The 26,656-nt window shown below is 47.0% G+C and carries 19 protein-coding genes; 11 read left to right on the top strand and 8 right to left on the bottom strand.

Annotation, left to right across the window (positions count from 1 at the left end):
* The first annotated feature begins 116 nt into the window (after positions 1–116).
* Entirely contained in the window at positions 117–272 is a 156-nt protein-coding gene (locus NC796_RS17420) for a hypothetical protein (protein WP_310686236.1), read from the top strand.
* Between the two features lie 41 nt (positions 273–313).
* Here NC796_RS17420 and NC796_RS17415 read toward each other — a convergent pair whose 3' ends face one another.
* Both NC796_RS17415 and NC796_RS17410 read right to left on the bottom strand, forming a co-directional pair.
* Positions 314–1,603, bottom strand: coding sequence for an FAD-binding protein (locus NC796_RS17415; protein WP_310686235.1), 1,290 nt, complete (start codon positions 1,601–1,603; stop codon positions 314–316).
* 104 nt (positions 1,604–1,707) lie between these two features.
* Positions 1,708–2,445, bottom strand: a complete 738-nt coding sequence (locus NC796_RS17410) for a type II CAAX endopeptidase family protein (RefSeq protein WP_310686233.1) — start codon at positions 2,443–2,445, stop codon at positions 1,708–1,710.
* Between the two features lie 244 nt (positions 2,446–2,689).
* On the opposite strand from NC796_RS17410, the gene NC796_RS17405 reads away from it, so the two are divergent.
* On the top strand, positions 2,690–3,397 hold the full coding sequence (locus NC796_RS17405) for an SIMPL domain-containing protein (RefSeq protein WP_310686232.1): 708 nt from the start codon (positions 2,690–2,692) through the stop codon (positions 3,395–3,397).
* 39 nt (positions 3,398–3,436) lie between these two features.
* On the opposite strand, the gene NC796_RS17400 is transcribed toward NC796_RS17405, so the two are convergent.
* Together NC796_RS17400 and NC796_RS17395 are read right to left on the bottom strand one after the other, a co-directional pair.
* Positions 3,437–4,159: an SDR family NAD(P)-dependent oxidoreductase gene (locus NC796_RS17400; RefSeq protein WP_310686231.1), complete on the bottom strand. Its 723-nt coding sequence runs from the start codon at positions 4,157–4,159 to the stop codon at positions 3,437–3,439.
* A gap of 628 nt (positions 4,160–4,787) precedes the next feature.
* Positions 4,788–7,136, bottom strand: a complete 2,349-nt coding sequence (locus tag NC796_RS17395) for an amino acid permease (RefSeq protein WP_310686229.1) — start codon at positions 7,134–7,136, stop codon at positions 4,788–4,790.
* A 794-nt stretch (positions 7,137–7,930) separates the two neighbouring features.
* Here NC796_RS17395 and NC796_RS17390 point away from each other — a divergent pair.
* The 9 genes from NC796_RS17390 (at position 7,931) to NC796_RS17350 (ending at position 15,976) form a co-directional block, all read left to right on the top strand.
* Positions 7,931–9,169: a M48 family metallopeptidase gene (locus NC796_RS17390; protein WP_310686228.1), complete on the top strand. Its 1,239-nt coding sequence runs from the start codon at positions 7,931–7,933 to the stop codon at positions 9,167–9,169.
* A gap of 19 nt (positions 9,170–9,188) precedes the next feature.
* Positions 9,189–9,797 carry an RNA polymerase sigma factor SigZ gene (sigZ, locus tag NC796_RS17385; protein ID WP_310686226.1) on the top strand — a complete coding sequence of 203 codons (609 nt, stop codon included), beginning with the start codon at positions 9,189–9,191 and terminating at the stop codon, positions 9,795–9,797.
* Between the two features lie 152 nt (positions 9,798–9,949).
* A complete protein-coding gene (locus NC796_RS17380; protein WP_310686225.1) occupies positions 9,950–10,348 on the top strand; it encodes an ArsI/CadI family heavy metal resistance metalloenzyme in 399 nt (132 codons plus the stop codon).
* Positions 10,349–10,718: 370 nt separating this feature from the next.
* Positions 10,719–11,666 carry a sugar phosphate isomerase/epimerase gene (locus NC796_RS17375; RefSeq protein WP_310686223.1) on the top strand — a complete coding sequence of 316 codons (948 nt, stop codon included), beginning with the start codon at positions 10,719–10,721 and terminating at the stop codon, positions 11,664–11,666.
* Between the two features lie 37 nt (positions 11,667–11,703).
* On the top strand, positions 11,704–12,426 hold the full coding sequence (locus NC796_RS17370; RefSeq protein WP_310686222.1) for a copper homeostasis protein CutC: 723 nt from the start codon (positions 11,704–11,706) through the stop codon (positions 12,424–12,426).
* A 93-nt stretch (positions 12,427–12,519) separates the two neighbouring features.
* A complete protein-coding gene (locus tag NC796_RS17365) occupies positions 12,520–14,055 on the top strand; it encodes a hypothetical protein (protein WP_310686220.1) in 1,536 nt (511 codons plus the stop codon).
* A 156-nt stretch (positions 14,056–14,211) separates the two neighbouring features.
* Positions 14,212–14,913 carry a class I SAM-dependent methyltransferase gene (locus NC796_RS17360; protein WP_310686218.1) on the top strand — a complete coding sequence of 234 codons (702 nt, stop codon included), beginning with the start codon at positions 14,212–14,214 and terminating at the stop codon, positions 14,911–14,913.
* Between the two features lie 116 nt (positions 14,914–15,029).
* The gene (locus NC796_RS17355; RefSeq protein WP_310686217.1) at positions 15,030–15,548 is read left to right on the top strand and encodes a hypothetical protein; all 519 of its coding nucleotides are present in this window, start codon (positions 15,030–15,032) and stop codon (positions 15,546–15,548) included.
* Positions 15,545–15,976: a hypothetical protein gene (locus NC796_RS17350; RefSeq protein WP_310686216.1), complete on the top strand. Its 432-nt coding sequence runs from the start codon at positions 15,545–15,547 to the stop codon at positions 15,974–15,976. The genes NC796_RS17355 and NC796_RS17350 overlap by 4 nt, the downstream gene beginning before the upstream one ends.
* An 88-nt stretch (positions 15,977–16,064) precedes the next feature.
* On the opposite strand, the gene NC796_RS17345 is transcribed toward NC796_RS17350, so the two are convergent.
* From NC796_RS17345 to NC796_RS17330, 4 genes are all read right to left on the bottom strand, one after another.
* Positions 16,065–17,624: a VCBS repeat-containing protein gene (locus NC796_RS17345; protein ID WP_310686214.1), complete on the bottom strand. Its 1,560-nt coding sequence runs from the start codon at positions 17,622–17,624 to the stop codon at positions 16,065–16,067.
* Between the two features lie 110 nt (positions 17,625–17,734).
* Positions 17,735–21,319, bottom strand: coding sequence for a VCBS repeat-containing protein (locus tag NC796_RS17340; protein WP_310686213.1), 3,585 nt, complete (start codon positions 21,317–21,319; stop codon positions 17,735–17,737).
* A 26-nt stretch (positions 21,320–21,345) separates the two neighbouring features.
* Positions 21,346–24,648 (bottom strand): VCBS repeat-containing protein, encoded by a 3,303-nt coding sequence (locus tag NC796_RS17335; protein ID WP_310686211.1) that lies wholly within the window; start codon positions 24,646–24,648, stop codon positions 21,346–21,348.
* A gap of 229 nt (positions 24,649–24,877) precedes the next feature.
* The gene (locus NC796_RS17330) at positions 24,878–26,611 is read right to left on the bottom strand and encodes a RagB/SusD family nutrient uptake outer membrane protein (protein WP_310686210.1); all 1,734 of its coding nucleotides are present in this window, start codon (positions 26,609–26,611) and stop codon (positions 24,878–24,880) included.
* Between the last annotated feature and the right edge of the window lie 45 nt (positions 26,612–26,656).

Below are 26,656 nucleotides of genomic sequence, written 5' to 3'. Positions count from 1 at the left end.
TCCGCCGAGCGCATCAACACTGTCGAAGAGTACCTGAACTTTCGACCGGTTCGAAAATTTGATTACCTTAATCCCATCCAACAAACCCTAAAACACCGCTGTGTTGCATTAGTCACTTGAACACGGCAAAAGTAAAAAGGGATGAGGTGGATATCCTGATCAGGCCTAAGCTCTCCTCGTACAGTCGTACGGTGGATGATCCCAAAGAATTGAGAGAACTAATCAGCAAAGGTTATGATGCAGCGAAAGATGAATTACCTGAACCCAGCTAATTTTCCTCAAATAGGTTTTGGGCCACCCTCTTTACGGATCCCTAGCTGTACAGATGCTCCTGCAGGAAATCATTGCGAAATTTCCCCTCTGGGTCATACTCGGACAGTAGCGCCTTGAAGTCGGAGAGCTTCTCGTACCGCGATTGCAACACATCGGGAGACAGTGTAAACAACTTGCCCCAGTGGGGTCGAACGTTATACGGTGCCAGGCGTTTCTCAATATCCGGCAACACTTTCCTTACCGATTCCCAATCCGGTTTCCAGGTAAAGTGAAGCGTCACGGAGGGCTGATTGTAGCAAGGACTCATCCAGAGATCATCTGCATCAATCGTGCGTATCTCTGAAATCAGCAGATGGGGAGCTACCTGGTCACTCATCTTATAAATTTCCGATATCGCCTCATAAGCGTGCTCGTGAGGCACAAAAAACTCTGATTGCAGCTCATCACCGCTACTGGGCGTAAAATTCATCCGGAAATGCGGCAGACGCTCGTGCCAGGGGCCGGGCATTCCCATTTGGCGGGTACAGTTTTCGGCAGAAATATCGGCAATTGGGTGCATGTGGCGGTCGGCCAGCCGCGCATCAAAAAGAGTTTCATCGGCTTTAAAATTTCGATCATCATCCAGGCGATTTTTGATCCAGACCTGGTTGATACTGTTATTTTTAAAATCAGTAAAGAGGCTAACACTGTATGCAGACGACATAATTTCGTCAAAATGATCTTCGAGGTGGTTAACCGGCAGATCTCGGTATACATATTGCTCTACATTGTAGGTCGGCTCAATGTCCAGTGTCACCTTGGTCACCGCACCCACGCCACCCAATCCCACAACACTACCGTTGAATTGCTCTCCATCTATCTCCTTTGACAAGTTTTGGAGTTCGCCATTGGCGGTGATAATTTCCATCCCGGAAATGGCCGTTGCGAGGTTGCCGTTGTCTACACCCGAACCATGGGTTGCGGTTGCGCAGGCCCCGGCTATAGAAATATGGGGCAGGGAGGCCAGGTTGTGTAACGCATATCCATTTTTATGAAGATAACTGGCCAAATCACCATATCTCACCCCAGCTCCCACCGTAACGGTATTGGCTTTTTTATCAAGTGATACCACTTCCTTGAAATTTTTCAGTGATACCAGATCTTCCGGGCTATCAGCAATGCTGTTAAAACAATGGCGGGATCCAAGCACTCTTACTTTCTTGGCCTTCTTAACCAATTCCTGAACTTGAGAGACCTCTTCCGGTACATGCAGCCGTTTGGCTTTGTAATGATAATTACCGGCCCAGTTGGTCCCGATCTCCTCATCGGGTCGGTATAAAAATGGAGGCATAAATAAGCTTCCTGTCATTGCAATAGAAGATATCTTTAAAAATGTTCGCTTTTTCATAGCCCACAAAGTTTATATTCAAAATTCTGTTTCACTGAAAGTGCAACTTACATGTTTTGCACCAAATACATCTGGACCATCAGGATAGCATCCATATAAGTATGAGCCAAAACCAGCACCCAAAGATTGCGCTTCACCAGTAAAAATGAAATGCCCAACGCCAGTCCCATGAAACCCGTTTGAACGATGCCCATCAATCCCCATTCGAAATGGATTAATCCAAAAATAACAGCACTTATAAAAACCGCAAATCGGGTCCAGCTCTTGCTCCCCGATCCCATCTCAGAGATACGGGTGATCAGAAATCCGCGATAAATCACCTCTTCCCCAAAAGATGAAACAATAAAAACAGCCACAAGAGCTGCTATCAACATCGGCAGATTCCCTTCAAGATAATTATAACCACTCATATCCGCACTCTCTGGAACACCAACGATATTAGCCATAATAATGGCCCCCATCACAAAACCGACCATTGCAGCAACAAAAACCAATATTGAATAAAGAAACGTCTTTGATTTGGAGTGCTGCAATTTCAATCCCAGGTGACTCCAGCTTTGGCCGCGAAGTCGAAGTCCACCCCACACCATCATCAGCATTACAATATTTGCGACCCAAACTACGCTTTGACTCAGGATAGGATTTTGACCCACGAAAGGTTTAGCCAGTAGAATTATTAACACTGCGGGAGTAAAGACCAAAAATATTTCAGCTATTTGGATCTTAACATCATCTTGGAGGGCTTCACCCCAGGCAGATCCAGCCGCAGTTGATTGTTTTGGCATTAGTATATCCCACTATTTCCATTTCAGACACCAAACATACTACGTAATCCATCTGTAAAAGAACAGGGACAGGCAGACAATTAGACATGCTAACCAAACGGTTATTTAAACCGATACTCCTCCATATCTGAGTCCTCTTCCATTATTTAACTAGATTATTTGAACTCTACAGATACTATTTTCAGATAAAATTCGTAGCATTAGGATAACTATTCCGAAACAACATTCACATGCATCAAACAATATGGAAAAGCATCAGGTCTATCTGAGTATTGCCATTATCCTGGCAATGGCAATATTGGGGTATTTTATCAGGGAGACGGCAATAAGTTTTAAAGAGTTTGAACGCACTGTCACTGTAAAAGGATTAGCGGAACAGGAACATCCAGCAGATGTTGTGATCTGGCCTATCCAGTTTACTGAAACAGGAAATAACCTTGAGGAGATCTATGTATCACTCGAAACTAGCGCAAATATTGTTAAACAGTTTCTTATAGAACGCGGTATTGAAGAAGAGGCAATTTCTTTTTCAACTCCAAACATGACTGACAAATCTGCACAGCGTTACGGGGGAAATGAAAATTATGAATTCCGGTATGTGGCAGCGCAAAATGTGACCGTTTATTCTAAACAGGTCAATGATGTCCGCAAAGTCATGGGTCAGCTGGTGGAACTAGGGAAAAAGGGGATTACGCTGAGCGGCGATGAATACCAGGTGAGAACGGAATACCTTTTCACACGTTTAAATGACATCAAACCTGAAATGATTGAGCAAGCAACAAAGGAAGCCCGACAGGTAGCCCAGAAATTTGCGGAAGATTCCAACAGCAAGTTGGGCAAGATCAAAACCGCTTCACAGGGACAGTTTAGCATTTCAGATCGAGACAATAATACTCCCTATATCAAAAATATCCGGGTGGTTTCTACTATTGAATATTACCTGTCGGATTAATAACTGATTAAGTCCAGGTTCACCTTAAATATCCTCTGCTTATGATTTCCCGTACACGGGCACAATGCCTCCCCTGGTCACTTCATTCTCCGGTGATACCAAATACGCTATCTGACTTGCCAGTTGAGCGGGTTTGGGCCATTTACCATAGTTTGCATCCGGCATGGCATCTCGGTTGGCTGTTGTGTCTATAATTGAGGGAGCTATGGCATTGACCAGGATATCGTCTCCCACGACCTCGGCAGCTAACCCTTCGGTTAATGCAGCGACGCCTGCCTTTGCCACGGTGTAGGCGGTCATCCCTTTTCCCTGGCGCGGCTCAATACCCGGACGCGAAGCAATGTTGACAATGCGTCCACCGGTGTAATCAGATTCCCGCATCCAGTTAATTGCGCTCCGACAGGAATTATAGCAGGTCACAGTGTTGAGTTGAAACTGCTTGTTAAAATCTGCGAGAGGCGTATCCTCTATCGAACCCATTCCAAATCCGCCGACAATGTGTATCGAGGCCCAAAGGTCACCGTGTGCTTCCACTGCTGCCTCATAAAAAGACTGGGACTGACCTTCCCTGGTCAAATCGACCGGTGTATGAGTGAAAACATTGGGATGATCTTTATGTTCGAATGCTTGCAGTTCATCCTCGTTGAAACAGGGCACACTACACTTTGCGCCGTTATCCAGTAATAATTCCACTACAGCCGAGCCCAGCCCTCCGGCTCCACCGGTGACGATAACATGACGGTCTTCTAAATCAACTTGCATATCAATTTTTTTTTATTCTGAATTGAATTAAATAACACAGATATTGTCTTTTGCCATTCAGATTATTCAAAAAAATAAATTTTAAGATAACGTCAGGTCGGTTTAAGGGATTGCCCCAATGGCACTTAATTGCTGAATTTGAGGATTTAGGGATGTTCATTTTTTTAACGATAAAAAAATGAACCAAAAAAATCGCCGGCTGGTGAAATTTTTGTTGCGTTCGCTGCACCTGCGCTAAAACCATTTAACTCGCTCCGCTGTAAAGCGCGGATCTCAAACAGAAATGGTTTCTTCACGCTCCGGTTCCACTCACTTAATCAACAAAAATTTCGAAAGGCCGGTAGTTTATGGATTCTATATTAACTTCTGCTTATCCCGAATTCACGTTAAGATAAGAACTACCTCTTATCCTGAAAGGCTTCATCCTAATTAACTTATCCATTTTTCTATAGCGAAAATTGTCCCGAGGCCTTTAACCGATAAGCTATTGTTCACCCTCTTAACATTTCGTGTCCGATTTGAACATAGTAATACCGACAGGTAATGTACGTAGCTCGCACTTGGTAATGGGATTTCCATATTGATTTTAGATTCCTGCACTACTGGAAAATCAATCAAAAACAAGCAGCTACTCCTGACCGGCATTGGGGGATGAAGTAAGCCCCAGGTTCTCCTTAACTCTTTTAAAGCTTTCACTGGCTTTTACCGACCAGTGCTCCGGCAGATAACGCCGTACCATCAAGACGGAACATGGTGCACGATCGGCTACGATATCAGGGATCGTACCAAACAGGACATTTCGAATGCTCCACTCGTGGGATGCCCCGATGATGACCAGATCGTGATCATGGGTCTCAAACTCTTCCATGATGCCAGATGTGACCTCCTGGGCTTCTCGAACAATAATCTCAGCCCGCTCGAAATCACCCAGCAAGGGGCCTATATTTTTACGGAGGGCTGTCTTCTCATCGGTAAGATCCGTACCCGGCTTGACCAGGCGGAGAATCCGGAGCTCGGCATTTTGAACCCGGGCGATACGTACTGCCAGCTCGAGGCCAAGCCAGGCATGCAGTCCGCCACCCCAGGGCAGCAAAATGGAGTCCAGCTTATCGAGCCCTCGATCTTTGAGGATACCGACATCGGTCTTCAGCTCTTTGATAATGCGCTGGACCGGGGAATTATAAATCCGTCCAACACTAAAGCCACCCTGCCAGCCCATCAGCAGCATGTCTGCATTGCGCGTCTGGGTTTCGCTTATAATAGCCCCAAACACATTGTGAGCAGCTTCCGTTACCGCCCGGAAGTCGGTTTCCATCAATACTTCCCCGTACCCGTTGTCTACCGCGTGGGTTTCCCTGGACTTTTTGAGTATGTCATCAATTTTTTTCTGTGTTGATGGTTTTTGCTCCAGCTTTTCCCTAATTGAAGAGATTGGGGTCTGGTAAGGAACATGCAGGATGTGCATTCCTTCTACTATCCCCGCTTCCTTCTTGCCGGCAGAAATAAACTGGGCAAGGCGCAACAGGTCTGTTTCATGCTCAGGATTCGCAAGGGCAGTGACAAGATGGCGCGGTTTGGATGTATTTAGCGGGCGCAATACCGGGATCCATTCCTCCACCTCTTCCCGCTCCACTTCTTCCGCAGGCTGCCGGAACAGGCTCCATCCGTATTCCTCCCATCGTTCGGAAAATTCGGGCAGAGCGTGCTCAATCTCCACCTTTCCACGGCCCCATATCAGGTACCATCCAAGGCTTACCACGATGAGTACCACAACTGCAATTTGTGCAAATGGACCGGAATAGATGATAACTCCCAGGCAGCCAATGGCAGCAAAAACCTGTCCATAGGGGTTGCCCGGCGTTCGATAGGTCGGTTTATACCAGTCGGGGTTGGCCGCCCGCAGCACCACGCACCCGATATTGAGAGCGGCATAACTGTAAAGTTGCAGCACACTCGCTATTTTAGCGAGGTCTTCGAGACTCTCGATCAGCAAAAATCCAAGGGCCAGGATGCCGGTCAGCAGAATGGCCCGGTAGGGAGTCAGGAGTTTTTTATGGATTTCACTCAGCCAGTTGGGTACCATGCGATCACGCGCCATGGCGAGGTTAATCCGGGAAGAGGCCATTATACTGGCATTGGCCGATGAGAGTGTGGCCAGCAATCCTGCAAAAATGATGGCGATGCCGCCAAAACCTCCCATCATCTCACGCGCAGCCGTGGTCAGCGGATCGCGGACATCCCGGATTGTGGATTGCGGAAACATGCCTGCGATAACGAGTAAAATCACCATATACAACAGTGTTACCAGGGCCACAGAGCCAATAAGAGCGCGGGGCAGATTCTTAGCAGGATCTTTAATCTCCTCTGCCACGGCGGCAATTTTGACAAATCCCAGGAATGAGACAAATACCAGGGCGGTGGTGGAATAGATCGGGTCTACTCCCATCGGAAAGAAGGGGTTCAGGTTAGCCTCGTCGATATGGAAAAATCCCACCGCGCTAAATCCACCTAAAATGGCAAGCAGTGTGAGTACAACGACAACCTGGGTGCGGCCCGACTCCTTGGCCCCGATAATATTGAGAATTACCAGCAAGACGCCGCCCAGGAACGCTCCCCAAAACGGAGTCAGCGGCAAGAACTGGCTCAGGTATTCCCCGAGTCCAAACAGGTAAAAAGAGATCGCAAACGTCAGGCTCAGCCAGATTCCCACGCCCGATATCGCCCCAAAAGCAGGTCCCAGCGAACGAGACACAAAAAAGTAATCGCCACCCGAGGTAGGCATCCCCGTAGCAAGCTCCGCCGCACTGGAGGCGGTAATGATGCAGATTAGTCCAGCTGCCAAGTACGAAAAGATGGCGGCGGGCCCGGTAAGTTCAAGCGCCACACCGGCCAACAAAAATATACCAGCCCCGATCATGGTTCCGGCACCTATTGTTAATGCATCCCAAAATCCTAGTTCTCTTCGCAGATCGGCCATCAATGTTCCTGTTTTAGATAAATTCTGAGTTTAACTCTCTCTACCAATTTTGATTAAAAAAACGCGTTTACCCGTTAGTCATCTTCACGAACGATCCCTAACCAGATAATCCCCCCGACACCAAGCAGGGCTGCGGGTCCTGTCATTCTCCCGCGGATTTTGTAGATCGCGCAGAGATCGTATAACAGCTCAAAATTCAACCGGTAAACACGTTAAACTATCACAATGATAGTAATTTTTACTATTGTATGGGAAAATTCCCGAGGGCTATCTCCTTATTTTTACATTCTGTATAATTTGAATGTGTTAAGGAATTGAAAGAACCCCTCAACGACCTGGATTCAAATTTCCTTACTATACTTTTTTAAAAAGTATTACTATAAATTTTCAAAAAGCATAGTAATAAATTTTACTTTCCCTTCCTGTAATTCCCTTCTACAATATCTGTGTAGTCACCGAGAGTGCTGTATGCCCGAAGATTTATCGGAGCTTCATCTTTTCGGCGGTCAACTTTACCAAAGCCGGACTCCGGAGACTGGTCTATTGTATGAAGCCTGATTATAAAAAAAAGGTTCATTCCCGCAGACACTAATGATAGGTTAACCTTATGATTAACTGCATCTTACAATAACGAACTTTGAGATTATTCGGGTACCTAAACCTTCTCTTGTTCATTCTTCACCTTACAACTTTAGACTTTCCAACTTTCGACTTAGTAAATTATCCGGTTTAAAAGATTGTGCAATACCTGTACTTTTGAAGGACTAAAAATTAATCACTGAAAACAGTCCTGCATGAATATTTTTGGCATTATCATCCTTGTCACGCTGCTTGTTAACTACCTCCTCAACCTAGTAGCAGATTATTATAACCTGAAAGCACTTAAGCCGGATCTTCCCGAAGAATTTGATGGCGTTTATGATGAAGAAACCTACCGTCGCTCACAAGAATATACCCGCGTCAACACTAAATTCGGCTTTGTCAGCTCGGCCTTCAACTTGGTTCTGATCCTGGTATTTTGGTTTGCCGGGGGATTTAACTGGCTAGACCAAATCGTGCGCGGATGGGAGCTGGGGACCATCTGGACCGGCCTTGCTTATATTGGCATATTAATCCTTGCCAAAAGCATCCTGTCGCTGCCGTTCAGTATCTATTCTACTTTTGTGATTGAGGAGAAGTTTGGCTTTAACAAGACAACCCCGAAGACATTTGTGTTGGATATGCTTAAAGGACTGGGGCTGGGCATTGTGCTTGGGGGACCACTGCTGGCGGGTATCCTTGCCTTTTTCACCTATTTTGAGACGTATGGCTGGCTGTATGCCTGGGGTGCTGTCACCGCCTTTACTCTCTTTGTGCAGTTCATTGCCCCCACCTGGATCATGCCGATATTCAACGACTTTGAGCCTCTTGAGGATGGAGAGCTGCGTAAAAAAATTGAGGATATGGCGGCCAGCGTCAACTTTCCGCTGCAGGGCATTTTTGTGATGGACGGCTCGAAGCGCTCTTCTAAATCGAACGCCTTTTTCACAGGATTTGGTAAAAACAAACGAATCGCTCTTTATGATACGCTGATTGAAAAACATACCGATGAGGAACTCGTAGCGGTGCTGGCACACGAAGTAGGACACTACAAGAAGAAGCACATCATCAAAAATATGGTGATCAGCATACTGCAAACCGGCGTCATGTTTCTGCTGCTTTCCATCTTCCTGAACGCCGGCGGTCTGTATGACGCCTTTTACATGGAACAGCAGTCGGTCTATACCGGGCTCATCTTCTTTGGAATGCTCTACGCACCGATTGACATGATCCTTTCTATATTTATGCAGATCATATCCCGCAAGCATGAGTTCCAGGCCGACCGTTTCGCCGCCGAGACAACCGGGCAACCGGAAAACATGGTGCAGGCTCTCAAGAAATTGTCCAAAGACAATCTCTCAAACCTGACGCCGCACCCGTTTTATGTATTTCTGAATTACTCACATCCGCCCGTGTTGCAGCGCATTGAGGCGGTAAGAAATGAGAAATTATAATTCAGTATTAATATCTGTTATGGCAAGTGATAACTTAAATACCGAAACTATTTGGCGAAAATTCAGTGATCACATCCGGAGTTTTATTCGTTCCAAAGTATCTTCCGAATCAGAGGTGGAGGATGTGCTCCAGGATATATTTATGCGTATACACCAAGGCCTCGATCAGCTTAACGACGAGAACAAGGTGCAGTCTTGGATTTTTGGCATAGCCCGACGGGCGCTGGCCGACCATTACCGTAACCAATCAACCCGTCCAACTGACAAAGACGTAGATACCGAAGACCGCTTAGAGCTGCAGAATGTGGATGAAAGTATCAACTTGGCTGATTACGAAGGTCCGCATGATGTCCATGAGGAAGTCCTTTCCTGGTTAGTTCCGATGATCGATGAATTACCGGAAAAGTATCGCATTCCGCTAAAGATGGCTGATGTAGAAGGGAAAAAACAGCAAGAAATTGCCGACCACCTGGGGCTTTCTTTGTCAGGAGCAAAATCAAGAGTTCAACGCGGTCGTAAAAAACTGGGTGAGGTACTGGCGGCCTGTTGTGATATCAAGTTTGGGGAGGAGGGTCGAGCAGTGGCCTTCAGAAGACTTCGTGACGACGAGTGCGAGAGTTGTGATTAGAAAGTATGTTGTTTTTTCTTGGTACGATCTCCCCTAAAGTGGTTTATAAACCCGAAAAAAAATTTAAGAAAATTTTGCGTCTTTTTTGGGTTTCCCCCGACTACATAGGTGAACACTTACTAATAATCACCTAAAACGATTAGGGAAAAATCATGAAAAGACTACATGTCATGTTAAAAGTAAACGACCTTAACGAATCTGTAACCTTTTACAGTCGGTTGTTTGGCGCTGAACCAACCAGCCATAAAGATGACTATGCCAAATGGATGCTGGAAGATCCACGAGTCAATTTCTCGATCGCTGAACGACCGGGCAAGAAGGGGATTGAACATTTGGGTATCCAGGCTGAAAACGAGGACGAACTGGAAGATATCCGTTCCAATATTGATCGGGCTTCCAGGGATTCTTCTCGCGATGAAGGCAATACCATCTGCTGCTATGCCAAGTCCGACAAATCGTGGGTTGCCGATCCACAAGGTGTAGAATGGGAAGCATTCTATACGTACGGCGAAAGTGAATCCTACGAGAAAACCGAAGCCTCCTGCTGCTAGGGTTGGGAAATCATCATCAATGGCCCGATGAAATAATTCATCGGGCCTTATTTGTTTCCCATAAGCGAGCTACATGAGCCTAGATAACCAATTTGGATTAAAAACATAGTAATCAATCTCCCGAAATCCTTCGGTCAGTTGCGGCTCCAAGAAGGACCTTTAAATTTATACATGAGTTCTCCACCTGCAGCGGTCGGTACAGGCTCCTGGCGAATAACCTATCTTATCATCTACTTTTTTAGTAAAACATTGTTTAAAGTTGATTGTAGGCCTTTCATACTTTCCATTAAATACTATTTTAGTAATCGTTCAAGGGATAAAGCTATGGCACAGTCAGCTGAAATAAACTAATTAATTATAAAAGGGATTTATGAAACGACGATTATTCTTAGAACTTGGTGCGGCAGGGTTGCTTGGCAGTGCCCTACCGGGAGAAGCAGATGCAAAAGCACAAAACAGGGAACCAGATAACCACCGCTACCAGAGAGGTAAAAGCCCGTGGCCGATCTGCCTGGATACGGCTACTATCCGTCCCGCTTCGTTGAAAGAGAAAGTAGAAATTGCAGATAAAGCTGGTTTCGATGCGATTGAACCCTGGGATGGCGAGCTGCAGGAGTATGAAGAAGAGGGAGGCGACCTTAAAGCTCTGGGCAAAGAGATCAAGGAGCGCGGCCTGTTTGTGCCGAGCGTGATCGGTCTGTGGAACGCGCTGCCACCTACGCAAAAAGAGTGGGAGGAATCGCTGGAAGATACCCGTCGCAGGATGCGTATGGCAGCGGATATCGGCTCGGAGCATATCCAGACCATCCCGAATACGGTGGGTGAGAACTATGATCTGCAATGGGTCGCAGATCGCTACCATGATATCGTTGAAATCGGCCTTAACGACTACGGTATCAAGCCTGCCATTGTCTTTGTAAAATTCTTCCCACTAAAAACGCTTGGGCAGGCAACAGCCGTGGCCCTCGATTCCAACCACCCGGAAGCGCTTATCATCCCGGACACGTTTCACATGTATATCAGCGAGGGAGGATTCAATGGACTTTCGAAACTCGATGGAAGCTCTATCGCCATATTTCAGTTTGCTGACGCCCCGGGCTCTCCTGCTGCTGATGAGTTGGGGGATGAACACCGTGTCTTTCCCGGTGATGGGGTACTGCCACTCACAAAAATACTGAAAGATCTAAAAGAAACTGGTTATAAAGGCTGTGTATCACTGGAGCTCTATAATCCCAACTACTGGGATCGCGACCTGCAGCAAGTGGCCCAAACCGGGTTGCAGAAAACGCTTTCCGTTATCGAAGAAGCCGGAGTGTAGATAAGGTCGAAGGTCAGAAAGTCACAGGTCTGATGTTATGGGTATTGAGGTAGAGATATGTGTTAATAGTGAAAGTAATGAGGTGGTACAGCAATCGGTTTCAGCAGCTTACCGGGGAGGGGCCAGCCGCGTTGAGCTCTGCAGCGCCATGCACCTGGATGGACTTACTCCTCCCAGGGAGCACGTTGAGGTGGCAAGAGAAGCGTTTCAAGACCGGCCCGGATTGCTTGTTATGATTCGGCCGCGGGCGGGCGATTTCTCGTATAGCTCACAGGAGATTGATAAAATGCTGGAGCAAATTGAAATTGCTGCAAAATGTGGAGCTGACGGTGTGGTTTTTGGCGTACTTCAGGAAGATGACCATGCCGTAGATTATCCAAACCTGAAATTACTGGTACACAAGGCCCGGGAACTTAACCTCAAGACTTCCTTCCACCGTGCATTTGACGCCACGCCAAATAGCTCTGATGCCCTTGACAGTTTAATAGATACAGGTGTAGATCGTGTGCTGACATCGGGCATTCCCTGGAATAAAAAAGGGACAGCCCTAGAAGGAATCGATACGATCAGAAAGCTAGTGAAACAAGCACAAAACAGGATTGAAATCGTAATAGGCGGCGGTGTTGCCCCTGCTAATGCCAAGATGATTGTTAATGAACTTCCGGGTGACGCTGTTATATCGCTTCACGCATACAGCAGTGTACTTGAGGAAGGATCCACCTCAGAAAAACTGGTGAGCGACCTGGTGCATCAGACATGATGTCCCTTCCTTGGAGTTCCCCTTTAAAACCGTAAATTGTTTCCAGAGGGATTCTATTACATCGAACAAATTTTCATCCATGCCAGGTATAAAATGAGGGATCTAAGAGGAAAGATGACGATATCATTGGCAATATTACTTCTGGTTTTTGTTACAACTAACGGTATGGCACAAGTGCAGGACCTGGGCCTATTTGAAGGGCATACTGATATTGGGAATCCGCACCTGGCCGGTTCTGTGGAGTATGACAGCGAAAATCAAGTCCATACCCTGTCTGGTGCCGGGAAAAATATGTGGTTTAGCGAGGACCAATTCCACTATGTTTATCGAAAAATGACAGGGGATTTCATCCTACATACCCGCGCCGAATTTATCGGGGAAGGAGTAAATTCACACCGCAAAATAGGATGGATCGTGCGGTCTGGTCTCGGTTCCTCTTCAGCTCATGTCAATGCCGCAGTGCATGGCGATGGCCTCACCTCCCTGCAGTTTAGGCGGGCTAAGGGAGACTCTACCGAAGAGATACAGTCCCCTGTCAAAGCCCCGGATGTTATCCAGCTTGAAAGAGAGGGCAACACGTTCACCATGTCAGTAGCTAAGTTTGGTAATGAATTCACCCCTACCACTGTTAAAAATATTGACCTGGGTGATGAGGTTTATGTAGGTATCTACGTCTGTTCCCATGAACCGGAGGTCATTGAAGAAGCCCGATTTCGTAACGTTCGCATCATCAAACCGGCGTGGGAGGGGTTGGTGCCGTACCAGGATTACCTTGGCAGCAACCTGGAAGTCATGGAGGTGGAAACCGGGCATCGTAAAATTCTATACCAGTCCAATGAATCGCTGCAGGCACCCAACTGGACTCCGGACGGATCAAAACTGATCTACAATCACAACGGATTGCTCTACAATTATAACCTGGAGGAAAACCGGCCCGAAATCCTGGATACCGATTTTGCCATCAACAATAACAATGACCATGTGCTCACTTTTGATGGCAGCATGCTCGGCATTAGTCACCATACTGCAGATGCCGACGGGGCTTCCATTATTTACACGATGCCGGCAGACGGCGGTGTGCCAAAACGTGTAACGCCAAAGGGACCTTCCTACCTGCATGGGTGGTCTCCAGACAACAAGTTTGTGACCTACACCGGTGGCCGGGATGGTAACTATGACATCTACAAGATACCCGTTGAAGGAGGTGATGAGATACGCCTGACTACTGATCCCAGCCTGGATGATGGATCAGAATATACTCCCGACGGAAAATATATCTACTTTAATTCGGCCCGCACCGGCAGCATGGAGATCTGGCGGATGAAACCGGATGGAAGTGAGCAGGAACAGTTGACAAATGACAAGCTTAATAACTGGTTCCCCCACATTTCCCCGGATGGAAAGCGAGTGTTGTTTCTCTCCTACTCCGAATCTGTGGACCCTGAAGATCACCCATTTTACAAACGAGTCTATCTTCGCATTATGCCGCTCGATGGCGGGGAGCCAAAAGTAATTGCTTATCTTTACGGCGGACAGGGTACGATTAATGTCCCCTCGTGGTCCCCTGATGGAAGACATATTTCGTTCGTCAGCAACAGTGGTGATATTTCAGTGAGCAGTGAGCAGTGAGCAGTGAGCAGTGAGCAGTGAGCAGTGAGCAGTGAGCAGTGAGCAGTGAGCAGTGAGCAGTGAGCAGTGAGCAGTGAGCAGTGAGCAGTGAGCAGGCTAATTTTTGGGCTTGTTACATGCAAATTGCCTAACTACAATTCTTAAACCGTGTAAAATATGGAAGATCGTCGCCAATGGGTTTCATTTGATCCACGCCATTTTGAAAAAGAAAAGCGGGACAAGGATCAAGATATTCGGTCCACCTTTCAGGAGATATACCTGCGCAATCACTGGGCGGGAGAGGAGTCGATTTCCGGTGAAGGGGCCGGTAGCAATCAAACAAAAACCCTGAGAGCTGAACTTCCTAAACTGTTGGAGTATCTAAAGATCAGAACACTATTGGATCTACCGTGTGGTGACCTTAGCTGGATTTCCGACCTCGACCTCCCGGTAGACCACTACATCGGCGCAGATATTGTACCGGAACTGATCAGTCAAAATCGGGATAATTTCCAGCATTCAAACAAGGAGTTTGAGGTACTTGATCTCACCACAGATCCCCTGCCAAAAGCCGATCTAATCTTGTGCCGCGACTGCCTGGTGCACCTGTCTTTTAGAGGTATTTCCAAAGCAGTGCAAAACCTGAAGACAAGTTCCATCACTTGGTTAATTACAACAACATTTACTGAATGTGACCGAAATGAAGACATCAGTACCGGCGACTGGCGGCCACTGAACCTCCAGAAGGCACCGTTTAGCTTTCCACCACCGGAACGACTCATCAATGAAGAGTGCACGGAAGGGGATGGGAAATTCAGCGACAAATGCCTGGGACTTTGGAAAATTGAAGCGTTGCCTGAAATAACCTTATCCCCATAACACCCATTCAGAAATCTGATGCAATACTGAAGATTGCATGCTGGTATTGCATTTTCTGCAAATATTGATAAATTCACTTACCCATTTAACAATCTCAAACTCTGATAAACAGATCCATGAAAAGTCGACATATTATAACCGGACTCGCTACGCTGCTACTTTCATTTTCACTGATTGCGTGCGGTGGTAATTCAAAACAAGAGACCCAGTCTTCTGACGAATCAAGCTCTACTGCCGAGCAAACGATCTCTCAAGCTGCTCCCAGCCAGAAATTAAACCTGAATACGGCATCTGAAGAAGATTTCCTTGCTATTCCGGGGGTCGGAGACAATATGGTGCACGAATTTGAAGAGTATCGTCCTTATGTGAGCATCAGCCAGTTCCGTAAAGAGATCGGTAAATATGTGGATCAAGATCAGGTTGCCGCTTACGAAGAGTATGTGTTTGTCCCTATCGATCCAAATGAGTGTGATGCAGCAACTCTCCAGCAGATACCCGGATTGGAAGCTTCCGAGGCCGATGAATTGATTTCGGCACGACCTTTTGAATCAAACGATGCGTTTCTGCAACAGCTTTCCGAGTTTGTGACTGAGGAGGAACAAGCAACAGCTGAACAATATCTTGCCTCAGAATGAGTAAACCATCCGTAGAGCAGCAGTACCGGCGCTTTCTACTGTCCTTATCCGGCTTTATTTTTGCCGGCTCTGCCCTGGAACTGGTCTTCCTGGAGCACTACGAGGCTATAATCCAGTACCTGCCGTTTGTGCTTTCTGGGGTAGGGTTGATCACCGTGCTGATAGCAATTCGCAAAGCCAGCCAATCTTCTATCAAATGGTTGCGCTACGTAATGTGGATTGTCGGTATTGGCGGCATATTCGGCATGTATCAACACCTGGAGCATAACTTTGATTTTGCCGTGGAGATCAGTCCCAATATCAGCACGATGGGTGCATTTTGGGAGTCTCTCTATGGCGCGAGTCCCTTTTTGGCTCCGGGAATTCTCTGCCTGGGTGCTCTGCTGGGATATGCTGCTACCTGGCGACATCCCCTTCTTTCGGACTGACCATTCGCTGTGCCTTTCCACTGGGTAAAAAATCATCAAAGTACTTTGTGAAGCTTTGGGGGCTTCTCTGGGTAGCTCTGCGTTATAATTACCGTGTGTTATTTTCCAGTAGGATAAACGGCGTTTGAGTATCCCAGGTGGCATTAACCTCAAATGCACTCATAAACTTACGGGAGAAGTTGCCCAACACGATATCCTGGTCTCCATCCCCATCGATATCGCCGGCATCCATGGTAATCCAACGCCCATGCTGGCTAACTGGAATTGATTGCGGCTGAAACTCCAGATCCCCGCTGTTTTCAAACAAGACAAACGACTCTGAAGGATTCGCCTCAAAGTCAGCAAAAAATGAGATCGTCGCGATATCTTTGTCCCCATCACTGTCAAAGTCTTTTACCAAGGCTTGCGTCGTCCCGTTTAACGGATAGAAATAGGATTCCTCGAACTGCATCTCTCCGTTGCCTAAATAAATCCGCAGGCCGTGATACGGCTTCAGAACGGGCGAATAATCGGCATTATCCCCATTGGTGAGGATGATATCTTTTTGGCCGTCCCCGTTGATATCTGTCCACTCAAAACTTGTCACTCCATATACCGGTGGGAAACGCATCAGGTTATCCATGGTAAATCCACCCTCCCGGTCATTCAAAAACAGCCAGATTCCCTCATTGTCATAGCCAAACAACACCATCAAGTCGGGCCAGCCGTCGCTGTTAACATCCTCGATCACCAAATCCTCTGCACCCGGTACGCCACGGATAGTCTCTCTTGTATATGTTTGGTCCTGGTTTTGTGTGTAGAGATAGAGCCCTCCGTGCTCATGGCCAAATGCGCAGATAATCCAGTCGTCCCGCCCGTCTTGATTCATATCGGCAGGCAATGCCCTGAGCGGCCTATTGAGCCCAGAATCTATTACTTTCACTGTGTCCGCTTTTCCAGTGCTAAGGTTAACCTGCTGTACTACACCGCGATAGATGTCATCAGCTATCATGGTCCCGATGTTGGTAAGAACGGCCTCTCTGGAAGAATCAGAATCACCCAAGAAATGGAGATTGACCGCCGGCGACGCCATCGACAAAACTGTTGTTGCCTGGAGATCATCATCCCACTGTAGCAAGGCGTTTTCGTTGGCATCAGATGTGTAAATGAACCCGGATTGTGAATCAATGTTCACCATTGTTGTTGCAGCAGGGATCGTATCATTGACAGAGGGTTTCTGCACTGTAAACAGATCACCACGTTCGACCAGCGGCATTGGTCTATCTGCAGAATGCAGGATCTCCGGTGCTTCCCGCTCAAAATAGTTCACAATTTTAGTCCACTCTGCAAACGAGACCGTGGTCTCTCCACTACTACCAGTTGGATAGTATTTATTTCCTCTCCAGACGTTGATACCCAGCTTGGGGGCCATCACCGGTAGCACGCGGTTTAGCCACGTTTCCTTGTCAAGCATATTGGCAGAGACCGGAAGGTGGCACGACCCGCAATAAAGATCGGAGAGTTCTTTCCCTGTTTTGCTTACACTCCCGGAAGAGTTTTCTCTTTGATTTGTACAACCAGTATAGATAACCACGCTTCCCCAAAAAATAGAGAGGCCCAATAGCAGTATAATAATCTGGATACTGTGGTAGGTTTGATTTGGTCTCATTTTCAATATTACAACTGAGTTAATTGCACGAATAGGCTCAAAGAAGGCTCTGAGCACCACGAAGTATTTCTTTATCCGAACCAACCTATATTTAATCTCAAGCCAAACAGCTACTCATCAAATCTAATGGTTCTCGTGCTTCCCTGATAGTTAGTAACTGTGACCGATTCAATATCCTCGTTAAGCGTGATAAATCTACTTGAAGAGGACAGGAATGAAGATCCGTAATAGAATTCAACTTTCCGGCTACTCCCGTCGCTCGTTGTAATTACGGCGGACGCGTCCATCGGCTTAACCTGCAAAAATTCACTATTTCGCTGATTGGAAAACATTTTAAGCGGTCCTCGATTTTGTCCAGCCACTACCAGGAATGAGCCATCAGCACCGCGAAGTTTGACCAGCACTTTTGCATCTCCTGGAACAAAAAACCCGCTTTCTTCAAAATTAGTTGTAATAAAAGAACCGTCCCCTTGTCCGATTAGAACCAAACCATTCAGTGCATCATAACGGCCTGTGGCAATTTCTGTTCCGTAGTCATTGCCGGCCAACACCAGGTCGGGATTCCCGTCGCTGTTGATATCTTCCGCAATACAGCCATATACCGGTGCCCATTGCGGCTTGCCTTCCAGTGGAGTAACAGCAAATGTGCCATCTCCTCGGTTTTCAATGTACGAGGTTTTCATGTAGTTGGCTTTTTCCACCAAGGTGCCGGTAGTATCAAATTTGGCCAACATATCATCCATTGTTGCCAGGCCGTAGGAATGATAAGTGTCGAACATACTGTGCACCGGGCGAATTTGTTTGCGCACATCTTGCTTTACGTGATAGGGCACCTCCACAATTTTTCCCTCACGGTTTTCCGTATAGACGCTCGGAATTGCATCGTATTCACCATTCTTGTCAAAATCATTGCCGTACATCCGAACTGGGTATTGATCGCTGGCCTTGAAATGAGTATTGGTCCCGAGATTACCGGCGACATAATCGGTGTCCCCGTCCTTGTCAAAGTCTCCTCCACAGATACTGTTCCACCATCCTTTTTTGTCAGCAACACCAGTCTTTGGAGTAAAATCCGTTAGTTTTCCAGACTCATTTTTAAGAAATCGCAGCGACATCCATTCCCCTGCCAATATGAGATCAGTCCAGCCGTCATTGTCAAAATCGGTCCACAGCGCATCAGAAATCATCCCCAAACTGTTCAGGGCCGGCGCTTTTTCACTGTTTACATTTTTGAACTGTACATTCCCCTCCTCGGTCACATTCTCTAAAAGGTAGCTGTCTACCGGCTTGGGATATTGATGTGGATACACCCGGCCTCCGACAAAAAGATCGAGGTCCCCATCCCGGTCAAAATCTGCCGCATTCACCGTCGAACTACTGGCCCTGAAGTAGTTGGGAAGTGCCTCTTCTTCCAACAGGAAGCGCCCATTTTCATTAATAAAGAGACGGTCTTGATAGGCCTGGTCACCAAATTCATGCTCATATCCCCCACTGGTAATGTAGAGATCTTGATCGCCATCCCCGTCGGCATCAAAAAACAGGCTACCCATCTCCTCTTCCCGGTTTTTGGGATTGTTTCCTTCCAATAAATCCTCATTCTGAAATGTGCCGTCCTGCTGTTGTACCATGAACGTCCCCTTATACTCAAACGCCCCGGAGATATAGAGATCATCCAAGCCATCTCCGTTCACATCACCCACAGAAAGGCCCGGACCATATTGCGACAACTTGTGGAGAAGGAGCGGTTGTACACCAAAATCGTTAAAATCATGTTCCCTGTGGACGTAGTCGATACCGCGTTCGGTGGTAATTTCCTGCATAAGCGGGTTCGACTCTCCCTTTGAAGCCTGTTTCAGCTCGGTATTTTCCGGATTCGCAGCGTTGGCGGCGTCTACAGTAAGCACCTGATTTGCCGGGATGTTTTGGAGTTGCTCAACACTTCCATCCCGCCACGTTACGGTCATCTGATCAACAGTGTCTGCCTCTCCCAACCCAAAATGGGCAATCGGTTCAATGCTGGAAAGGTACCCACGATAGGTCGTGTGCTCGTGGTATTGTCTCTTCCCGTCGCCATACGAAATCTCAAGTACAGCTCCGAGCCCCATTGTATTTTGACCCCGACCGTTAAAACGAACTCTCAGGTAATTGTTTGTTTCGGGATTCAGCTCGGATTGCCGGTTGCGAAACACAAAAGCGGAATCATTGATATTGCTCACTACGTAATCCAGGTCACCGTCATTGTCGAGATCGACCTGGGCTGCACCGTTTGAGAATGAAGGTATCTTCATGCCCCAGTCCGCCGTCACATCCTCAAACTTCAGATCCCCTGTATTCTTGAAGGCATAATTACTGAGTTTAACCGACGGAATTCGCTGCAAAATTTTATCCAGGGAAAGGTAGTTGTAGACCTCCTCAATGTAATCGGCGAAGTCATGGTCGGTGATATCCTTTGGGAACCCATTCGTGATAATAATATCTCTAAGCCCGTCATTGTCAAAATCGGAAACCGAGGGCGTCCAGCTCCAGTCGGTCTCAGAGATTCCGGCAAACATTCCCACATCGCTGTACAGCGGCAAACCGGTTTCGGGATGGTCGCCTTGGTACACCTGCAGCTGATTTCTCACATACTGATAATCATAATCGTACTTTTCATTATTGATGTAGGCAGAATAATCATTGGGCTGCAGCATGGTCTTCTTTCGGTAATTATCCTCCGGCCGCATATCCACCATCATCACATCCGGGTGCATATCATTGTTGATGTCGGCAACATCGCTGCCCATCGACGCGTGCACAGTATGCTTGAAAAGTTCTCCCGCCCTGTCGGTAAAGGTCCCGTCGCCGTTATTCATATACACCACTTCGTTAGTCACGAAATCGTTGGCTACATAGATATCCGGCCAGCCATCCTTGTTGAGGTCCGATACATTCACCCCCAGTCCAAAGCCCTCCATCAGGATGCCCGCTTGATCGCTCACATCACGAAAATAAGGATGCCCCAGCGAATCCGCTCCTTCATTCCGGTACAGGCGATCAGTCGTCACGGATTCCCCCTGGGTCATCTTCTCGTGGTAACGATCCATCGAGCTATTCCTGGTGAACTTGTTGACCAGCAGGTACAGGTCTAGGTCACCATCCCGATCGTAATCAAAAAATGCGGCCATGGTGGTATTGGTGGTATCGGCCAGGTTGTATTGCCGGGACATCTCCTTGAACACCGGCACACCCTGGTCGTTTAATCCCTGGTTGATATAGAGGAGATTTGCGCGCCTTTCCGGTTCATTATAGGTTGTTGCGCAGACATACAGGTCCATCAGGCCGTCCCCGTTGACATCAGCAGCGGCCACGCCGGAACTCCACCGCTCTTCCCCGGCTACATTCGCCTGTTCAGTAACATTTGTAAAGGTGAAATCTCCCTGGTTCAGGTACAGCTCATTGCGGACTTGGTTACCGGTAAAAAAGAGATCCTGGAGGCCATTTTGGTCAAAATCAGCTATGGCCACTCCTCCACCATTATAGATATTTGTGTAGTTTATGATGTTGAAATCTTCGCTGGATGTTACCCGGTTGCTGAAATTTATCCCTGTTTGATCGGCAGGAAGCTGTTCAAAAAGCGTTTCCCCGTCGGAGCAAGAGGTCAGCAGTAATGCCAATACAAGCAAGCAAAGCACCGCCCAAATATTAGAATCATCCATCCACATAAATAATATCACTATTAAAATTACTTGAAGATCATCAGGTTGTCATCGTTCCGGGTAATAATGATGTGACTTTCTCCACCTATTTCAATTTGTTTGGCATCCCTGACTTCACCCTCAATCGTAACCCCGGTTTTATTGTATGGCATAAATTCATAGTTCAAATCACCGTGGTTCAATAGGAAGACCCCGTAATTATTTGCCAGGCGACCCACTTCCGGTTTTAACCCGTGCATATTCCCCAGTAAAAGCAGATCTGTTGTTCCATCGATATTGAAATCTCTTGCTATAACTCCATATACAGGCGACACCTGGGCTTCAACAGGCAACGGCCTCAGTTCAAATTCTCCACCGTTGTTTACGAGTATCGAAGTGTGTAGGGTCGTTACCTGTTTTGTAGCCGTGCCCTCCCGTTCTTCCGGTGTAAAAAGCTCTTCATAGGTTTTTTCCGCATAGGAATGATGGTCGGGGATTCTCTCCTTCAAAAACGGCATCTGTTGAAGCAGGTCCTGGTATGTGGAAAAGGGGTAGGGCGTGTCGTCGCCACGTTGGTAGGTGGTAATAATGTACTCACTATTTCCCCTGTTGTTGAAGTCGTTGACGTGCAGAGAAAGTGGGCGCTCGGGGGATGCACTGAATTTTGAATTTAATCCCCAGTTGCCCAGTACGTAGTCTGAATCGCCGTCACCGTCCAGGTCGGCCTCTTTAATCGTGTTCCACCATCCCCGGCTCTGCTCCAGCGAATAATCAAATTCAAGGATCCCGTTATTGTTGTTGAAAAACATCACCGGCATCCATTCGCCCACTACGACCAGGTCATTATCTCCATCGGCATCATAATCCGTCCATATTGCTTCCGTTACCATGCCTGCTCTCTTCAGCCTCTCGGGGGTGACATCGGTTAAATTGCCTTTCCCGTCATTCCGAAATAGATAGCTTCGGGGATCGGCTCCATATTCTTTGGGAATTACACGAGCCCCAACAAACAGATCCACGTTCCCATCTCCATTGAAATCCTCAGCCTTTATAGTCGAGGCATCGACGCGGATTTCGGGCATTGTGCGGGATATGTTGGTAAAGTTTCCCTGCCCATCATTTTCATAGGCCCGCAGCCGATTGTGCGGGGAGTTCAAATCGATCTGATTTCCCCCATTCCCAACCACCAGGTCGAGATCACCGTCGCTATCTATGTCAAGCAGCTCGGCCGCAGTACTTTCATGTGTTCCATCCCGTATGATGTCCGCACTGATGTAAGGACGAAATGTGCCGTCAGCATTTTGGAGGAAAAGCTTGTCGGAAACTTCCAGCGAGGCGGTGATAAATAGATCTTCAAATCCATCTCCATTAATATCTCCCTCTTCCAGGATGGGCCCTCGTGCACCTAAGGTGTGGGGAAGCAACGGATCACCATCAAAGTCCGTATAGTCATTTTCCTGGTGCGAGATATCCCCCGTTATTACGTCTTCAGTCACATCCTTAATTATCGGCACCTGCTCTTTGCGTGAAGTGGCTTGAAATTTTCGGGTGGCCTCTGACTGGTTCAGCGTAACTTTTTGGTTTGCTTCCACCCGGTACAAAGTCTGCATACGGTGATCCGGCCAGACCACAACTAATGAATCCACCTGTGATATTTTTCCAAGTCCAAAGTGAACTTCTGCAGGAACTGAACTTTGAAAACTCCGGGAGGTCATATTTTGGGCTACCTGCTTCTTGCCGTTTGCAAATAGTGTAACGTGCGCGCCGATGCCAAAACTGTTCTCCTCCTTCCCCCTGAAAGCCACTTTTAAATAATTGTGCTCTCGGTATTTATCTGAGTCATTTCGAAATACAGAGGCTTCACTTTGGAGGTTATTAACCACGAGATCCAGATCACCGTCGTTATCCAGATCCCCATACGCAGCTCCATTGCTAAAAGTAGGCTGGTAGAATCCCAGTGAATCTGAATGATGGGTGAATGTTTTGTCGCCGTTATTGGTAAATGCACTGTTTTTAATTTTCTGGCTCGGTAGTCGCTCCAGGAAATCCAGGATATCAAACTCCCCGCGTTCCCGGACAATACGGGCGATGTTACTCCTATCCTGGATAAAATTACGGAAATCCTTATCCGTTACATCCCGGTAGATGCCGTTACTGACAAAAATGTCCTTCCAACCGTTGTTACTGAAGTCAAACATCAGGGCGCCCCAGCTCCAGTCAGTCGCCGCCACACCAGCCAGGAAGCCGATTTCGCTAAAGGTGCCGTTCCCGTTGTTGAGCTGCAGCGTGTTTTGCACATATTGGTAGTGGTAGCTGCTGCGGTAATTTATATTTTCAGGGCGATAATCCTCAAACACGGTCATCGTCTTTATACGGGAGGCATCGGTGGGCAGCATGTCCGTGGTAAAAATATCCATGCTGCCGTCATTGTTGATATCGCCAATATCACTCCCCATGCTGGACTGAGATACATGGCTGGTCCGGGCGGTAAGCTCTTCCGAAAATTGGCCATCTCCCTGGTTGATATACAAGTAGTCCCGCTCCCAAAAATCATTGCTTACGTAGATATCCGGCAAAAAATCATGGTCTACGTCACCAACGATAGCACCCAGGCCAAACCCGATCTCCCCCTGGTAAATTCCAGCTTCCTGGGAGACATCAGTAAAAACACCGTTATCATTTCTTAAAAGCTTGTCACCGCCCATCTCACTTATACCTTCTCTTGACTGTTGAAGCAAGCGGCGCATGTTTGGGCCAGTGCCTTGAAAACTATTGTTTACCAGGTAGCAGTCGACGTCCCCGTCTTGGTCGTAATCAAAAAATGAAGCGTGGACGGAAAAGGCGTTGTCATCGAGGTTGTATTTGGCAGCTTGTTCATCAAAGGTCAGGTCGCCACGGTTAATAAACAATTCGTTTTGTCGTCTATTTCCCTCCATATCTGCAGAATTGAGCACATAGATATCCAGGAGACCATCCCCGTTCACGTCGGCCATAGTTACCCCGGTAGTCCATGGGCGACTGCCAGAAACGCCCGCAGATTCAGTAATATCCTTAAATTGAAAATTCCCTTGGTTCAGATATAATCTATTTGCTCCCTGGTTCGCCGTAAAATAGAGGTCGGGCAGGCTGTCATTGTTTATATCCCCGACAGCTACGCCTCCCCCGTTATAAAAATTTCGATAGTTAAAAATGTTGAAATCCTGGGCAGGAGTAATCTCATTTGAAAAAGTTATGCCCGTATCCTCACTATTTAACTCGGCAAAAAACGGGTTTTCCGGGATATTATCGTTCTTGGTGCAGGCAATAAGTAGTAAAACGGTAGTAACTAATAGGAAAAACTTTTTACACATAGGTAATTTTGTTCCATTCAAAAATGACGCAATTCATATACATTTCTTGGAAAGTTGCAGATTAAATAGAAACATGATTACTGGCAGGCAGACAAACGAGCCCAAATTGTGTTCAGGTTATAATATCAAAAAAGTAAATAAGCCGCCTTGCCTATTCAAAATCATATTAAAAAAAATCCCGGAAAGTGAATGACTCACTTTCCGGGATTCAATAATATAAGTCAGGATATTACCAACCTGGATTTTGTACTAAACGCTCTTCACCGTCTACCGTACTCAGCTCAATTTGGAATGAAGGTATTGGGTAAAGATTATTTCGATCGCTGTACTGGTCGGATCCTGTAAGATACTCACGCCGGGTCTCTTCAACAGACAGGTAATTATTAAGTACCTCTTGGGCCATACCCCAGCGGCGGAGATCGAAATAACGATGGCCTTCCATCGCCAGTTCAAGTCGACGTTCCATTCGAACAGCGGCCCGTGCTGCATCTGGATCAGTCCAAGGCGTGTCATATGTACCGATTTCGTAATTCGCCCATGTAATTGATGGATCATCAATCGGAACCTCGATATTATCCGTTGGCCCCTGTGCAGCTTGTCCGGCACGTGTGCGAATACGATTTACGATATCCCGGGCATTTTCAAGTGAACCATTACTCGACTCAATTTCAGCCTCGGCAAGAAGCAGTAACATGTCTGCATATCGATACAGATGTAAGTTTTGCGAGTGCAGCTGGAAGCTGGACCAGCCCACAGAGCTACCTGCTTCAGTAGCTTTCTCCCATACGGTTTTCTTGGCACTATAGGGACCTGCCCAGGCACGGTCACGAATCCAACCGGATGCATGGTTACCCCAGTCTAAAAATGGAACACCATCTCGACCGACGGTCCAGTCTATACGTGGGTCTACCGGTGTCATATCTCCCGCAGCAAAGTTATCGTCATCGTCATTCCAACTGTTCGGAGATGATAACGGAAGTGGGAGCCCGTCGCTATCCACTTTGAAGGCATTCACCAAGTTTTGCGATGGCTGATGGAATCCACAGCAACCAAATGGACTACCGCTGTGAGGAAAGTTCAGACGATCTGAATAGTTTCCATTGTCTCCATCGTCATCACCGTCATTAGACGATGCCTGGTATGCCAGGATGGTTTCTGAGGTATTGTCATCTGCCGCTGAAAACACATCGTGAAAATTATCTGCCAGGGCATACGGACCATTTTGCTCGACATCTCTGAGAACCGACAATGCCGCATCCCATTGGTCGGTATAAGCCAACACCCGACCTTTGTAGGCTTTGGCGGTCCACTCGGTCACTCGTCCAATATCACTTTGTGAAGTAGGGAGTGCAGCAATTGCTGAATCAAGATCAGCAATTACATTTTCTATTGGATTTACACCAGTGTTGGGCTTACGGAAATCTGCATCGCCCTGCGTGTAATAGGGAATATTTTTCCACATTTTCCACGCCTCGAAGTGGTAATGAGCACGTAAGAATTGCGCTTCTCCCTGGATACGCTGCCGATCGCTGTCTGATATTTCTTCCACAGAAGCCAACAGTTCTAATGTTGCATTCGCTCGGTTAATCGCATCGTAGGTAGAGGTCCACTTGTCATTAACATACCCATCGGTTCCCGTCGTACTCCACTGATAGAATTCAACATCAGTGATCGGTTGTTGGTCACCGGGTTCTGAACCTTTGTATGCATTATCTGATGAAACGCTGCCAAAAACCCAATTACTGGCGGCAGTGCCCCATCCCCCATAATCACCATATCCATCAAGCATGGCATAGGCCGAAATTAGGTTACCTTCCACACCGTTCTGGTTAGCTAACACATCGGAACTAAGTGTCCCTTGCGCTGGACTGTCTAAAAACGAATCAGAGTCACAGGCATAGATGGTAATAGCTACCAGCAGCGCTGTTCCAACTACTCCAAGTAATCTTTTTATTGTTTCCATAATTTCTAAATGTTTAGTCTCTGCAATTGATTATTTCAATTCCTT

The organism is Aliifodinibius sp. S!AR15-10, assembly GCF_031569985.1.
Lineage (GTDB): Bacteria > Bacteroidota > Rhodothermia > Balneolales > Balneolaceae > JAMQKA01.
This window is presented reverse-complemented; position numbering and strand designations above follow the sequence as displayed.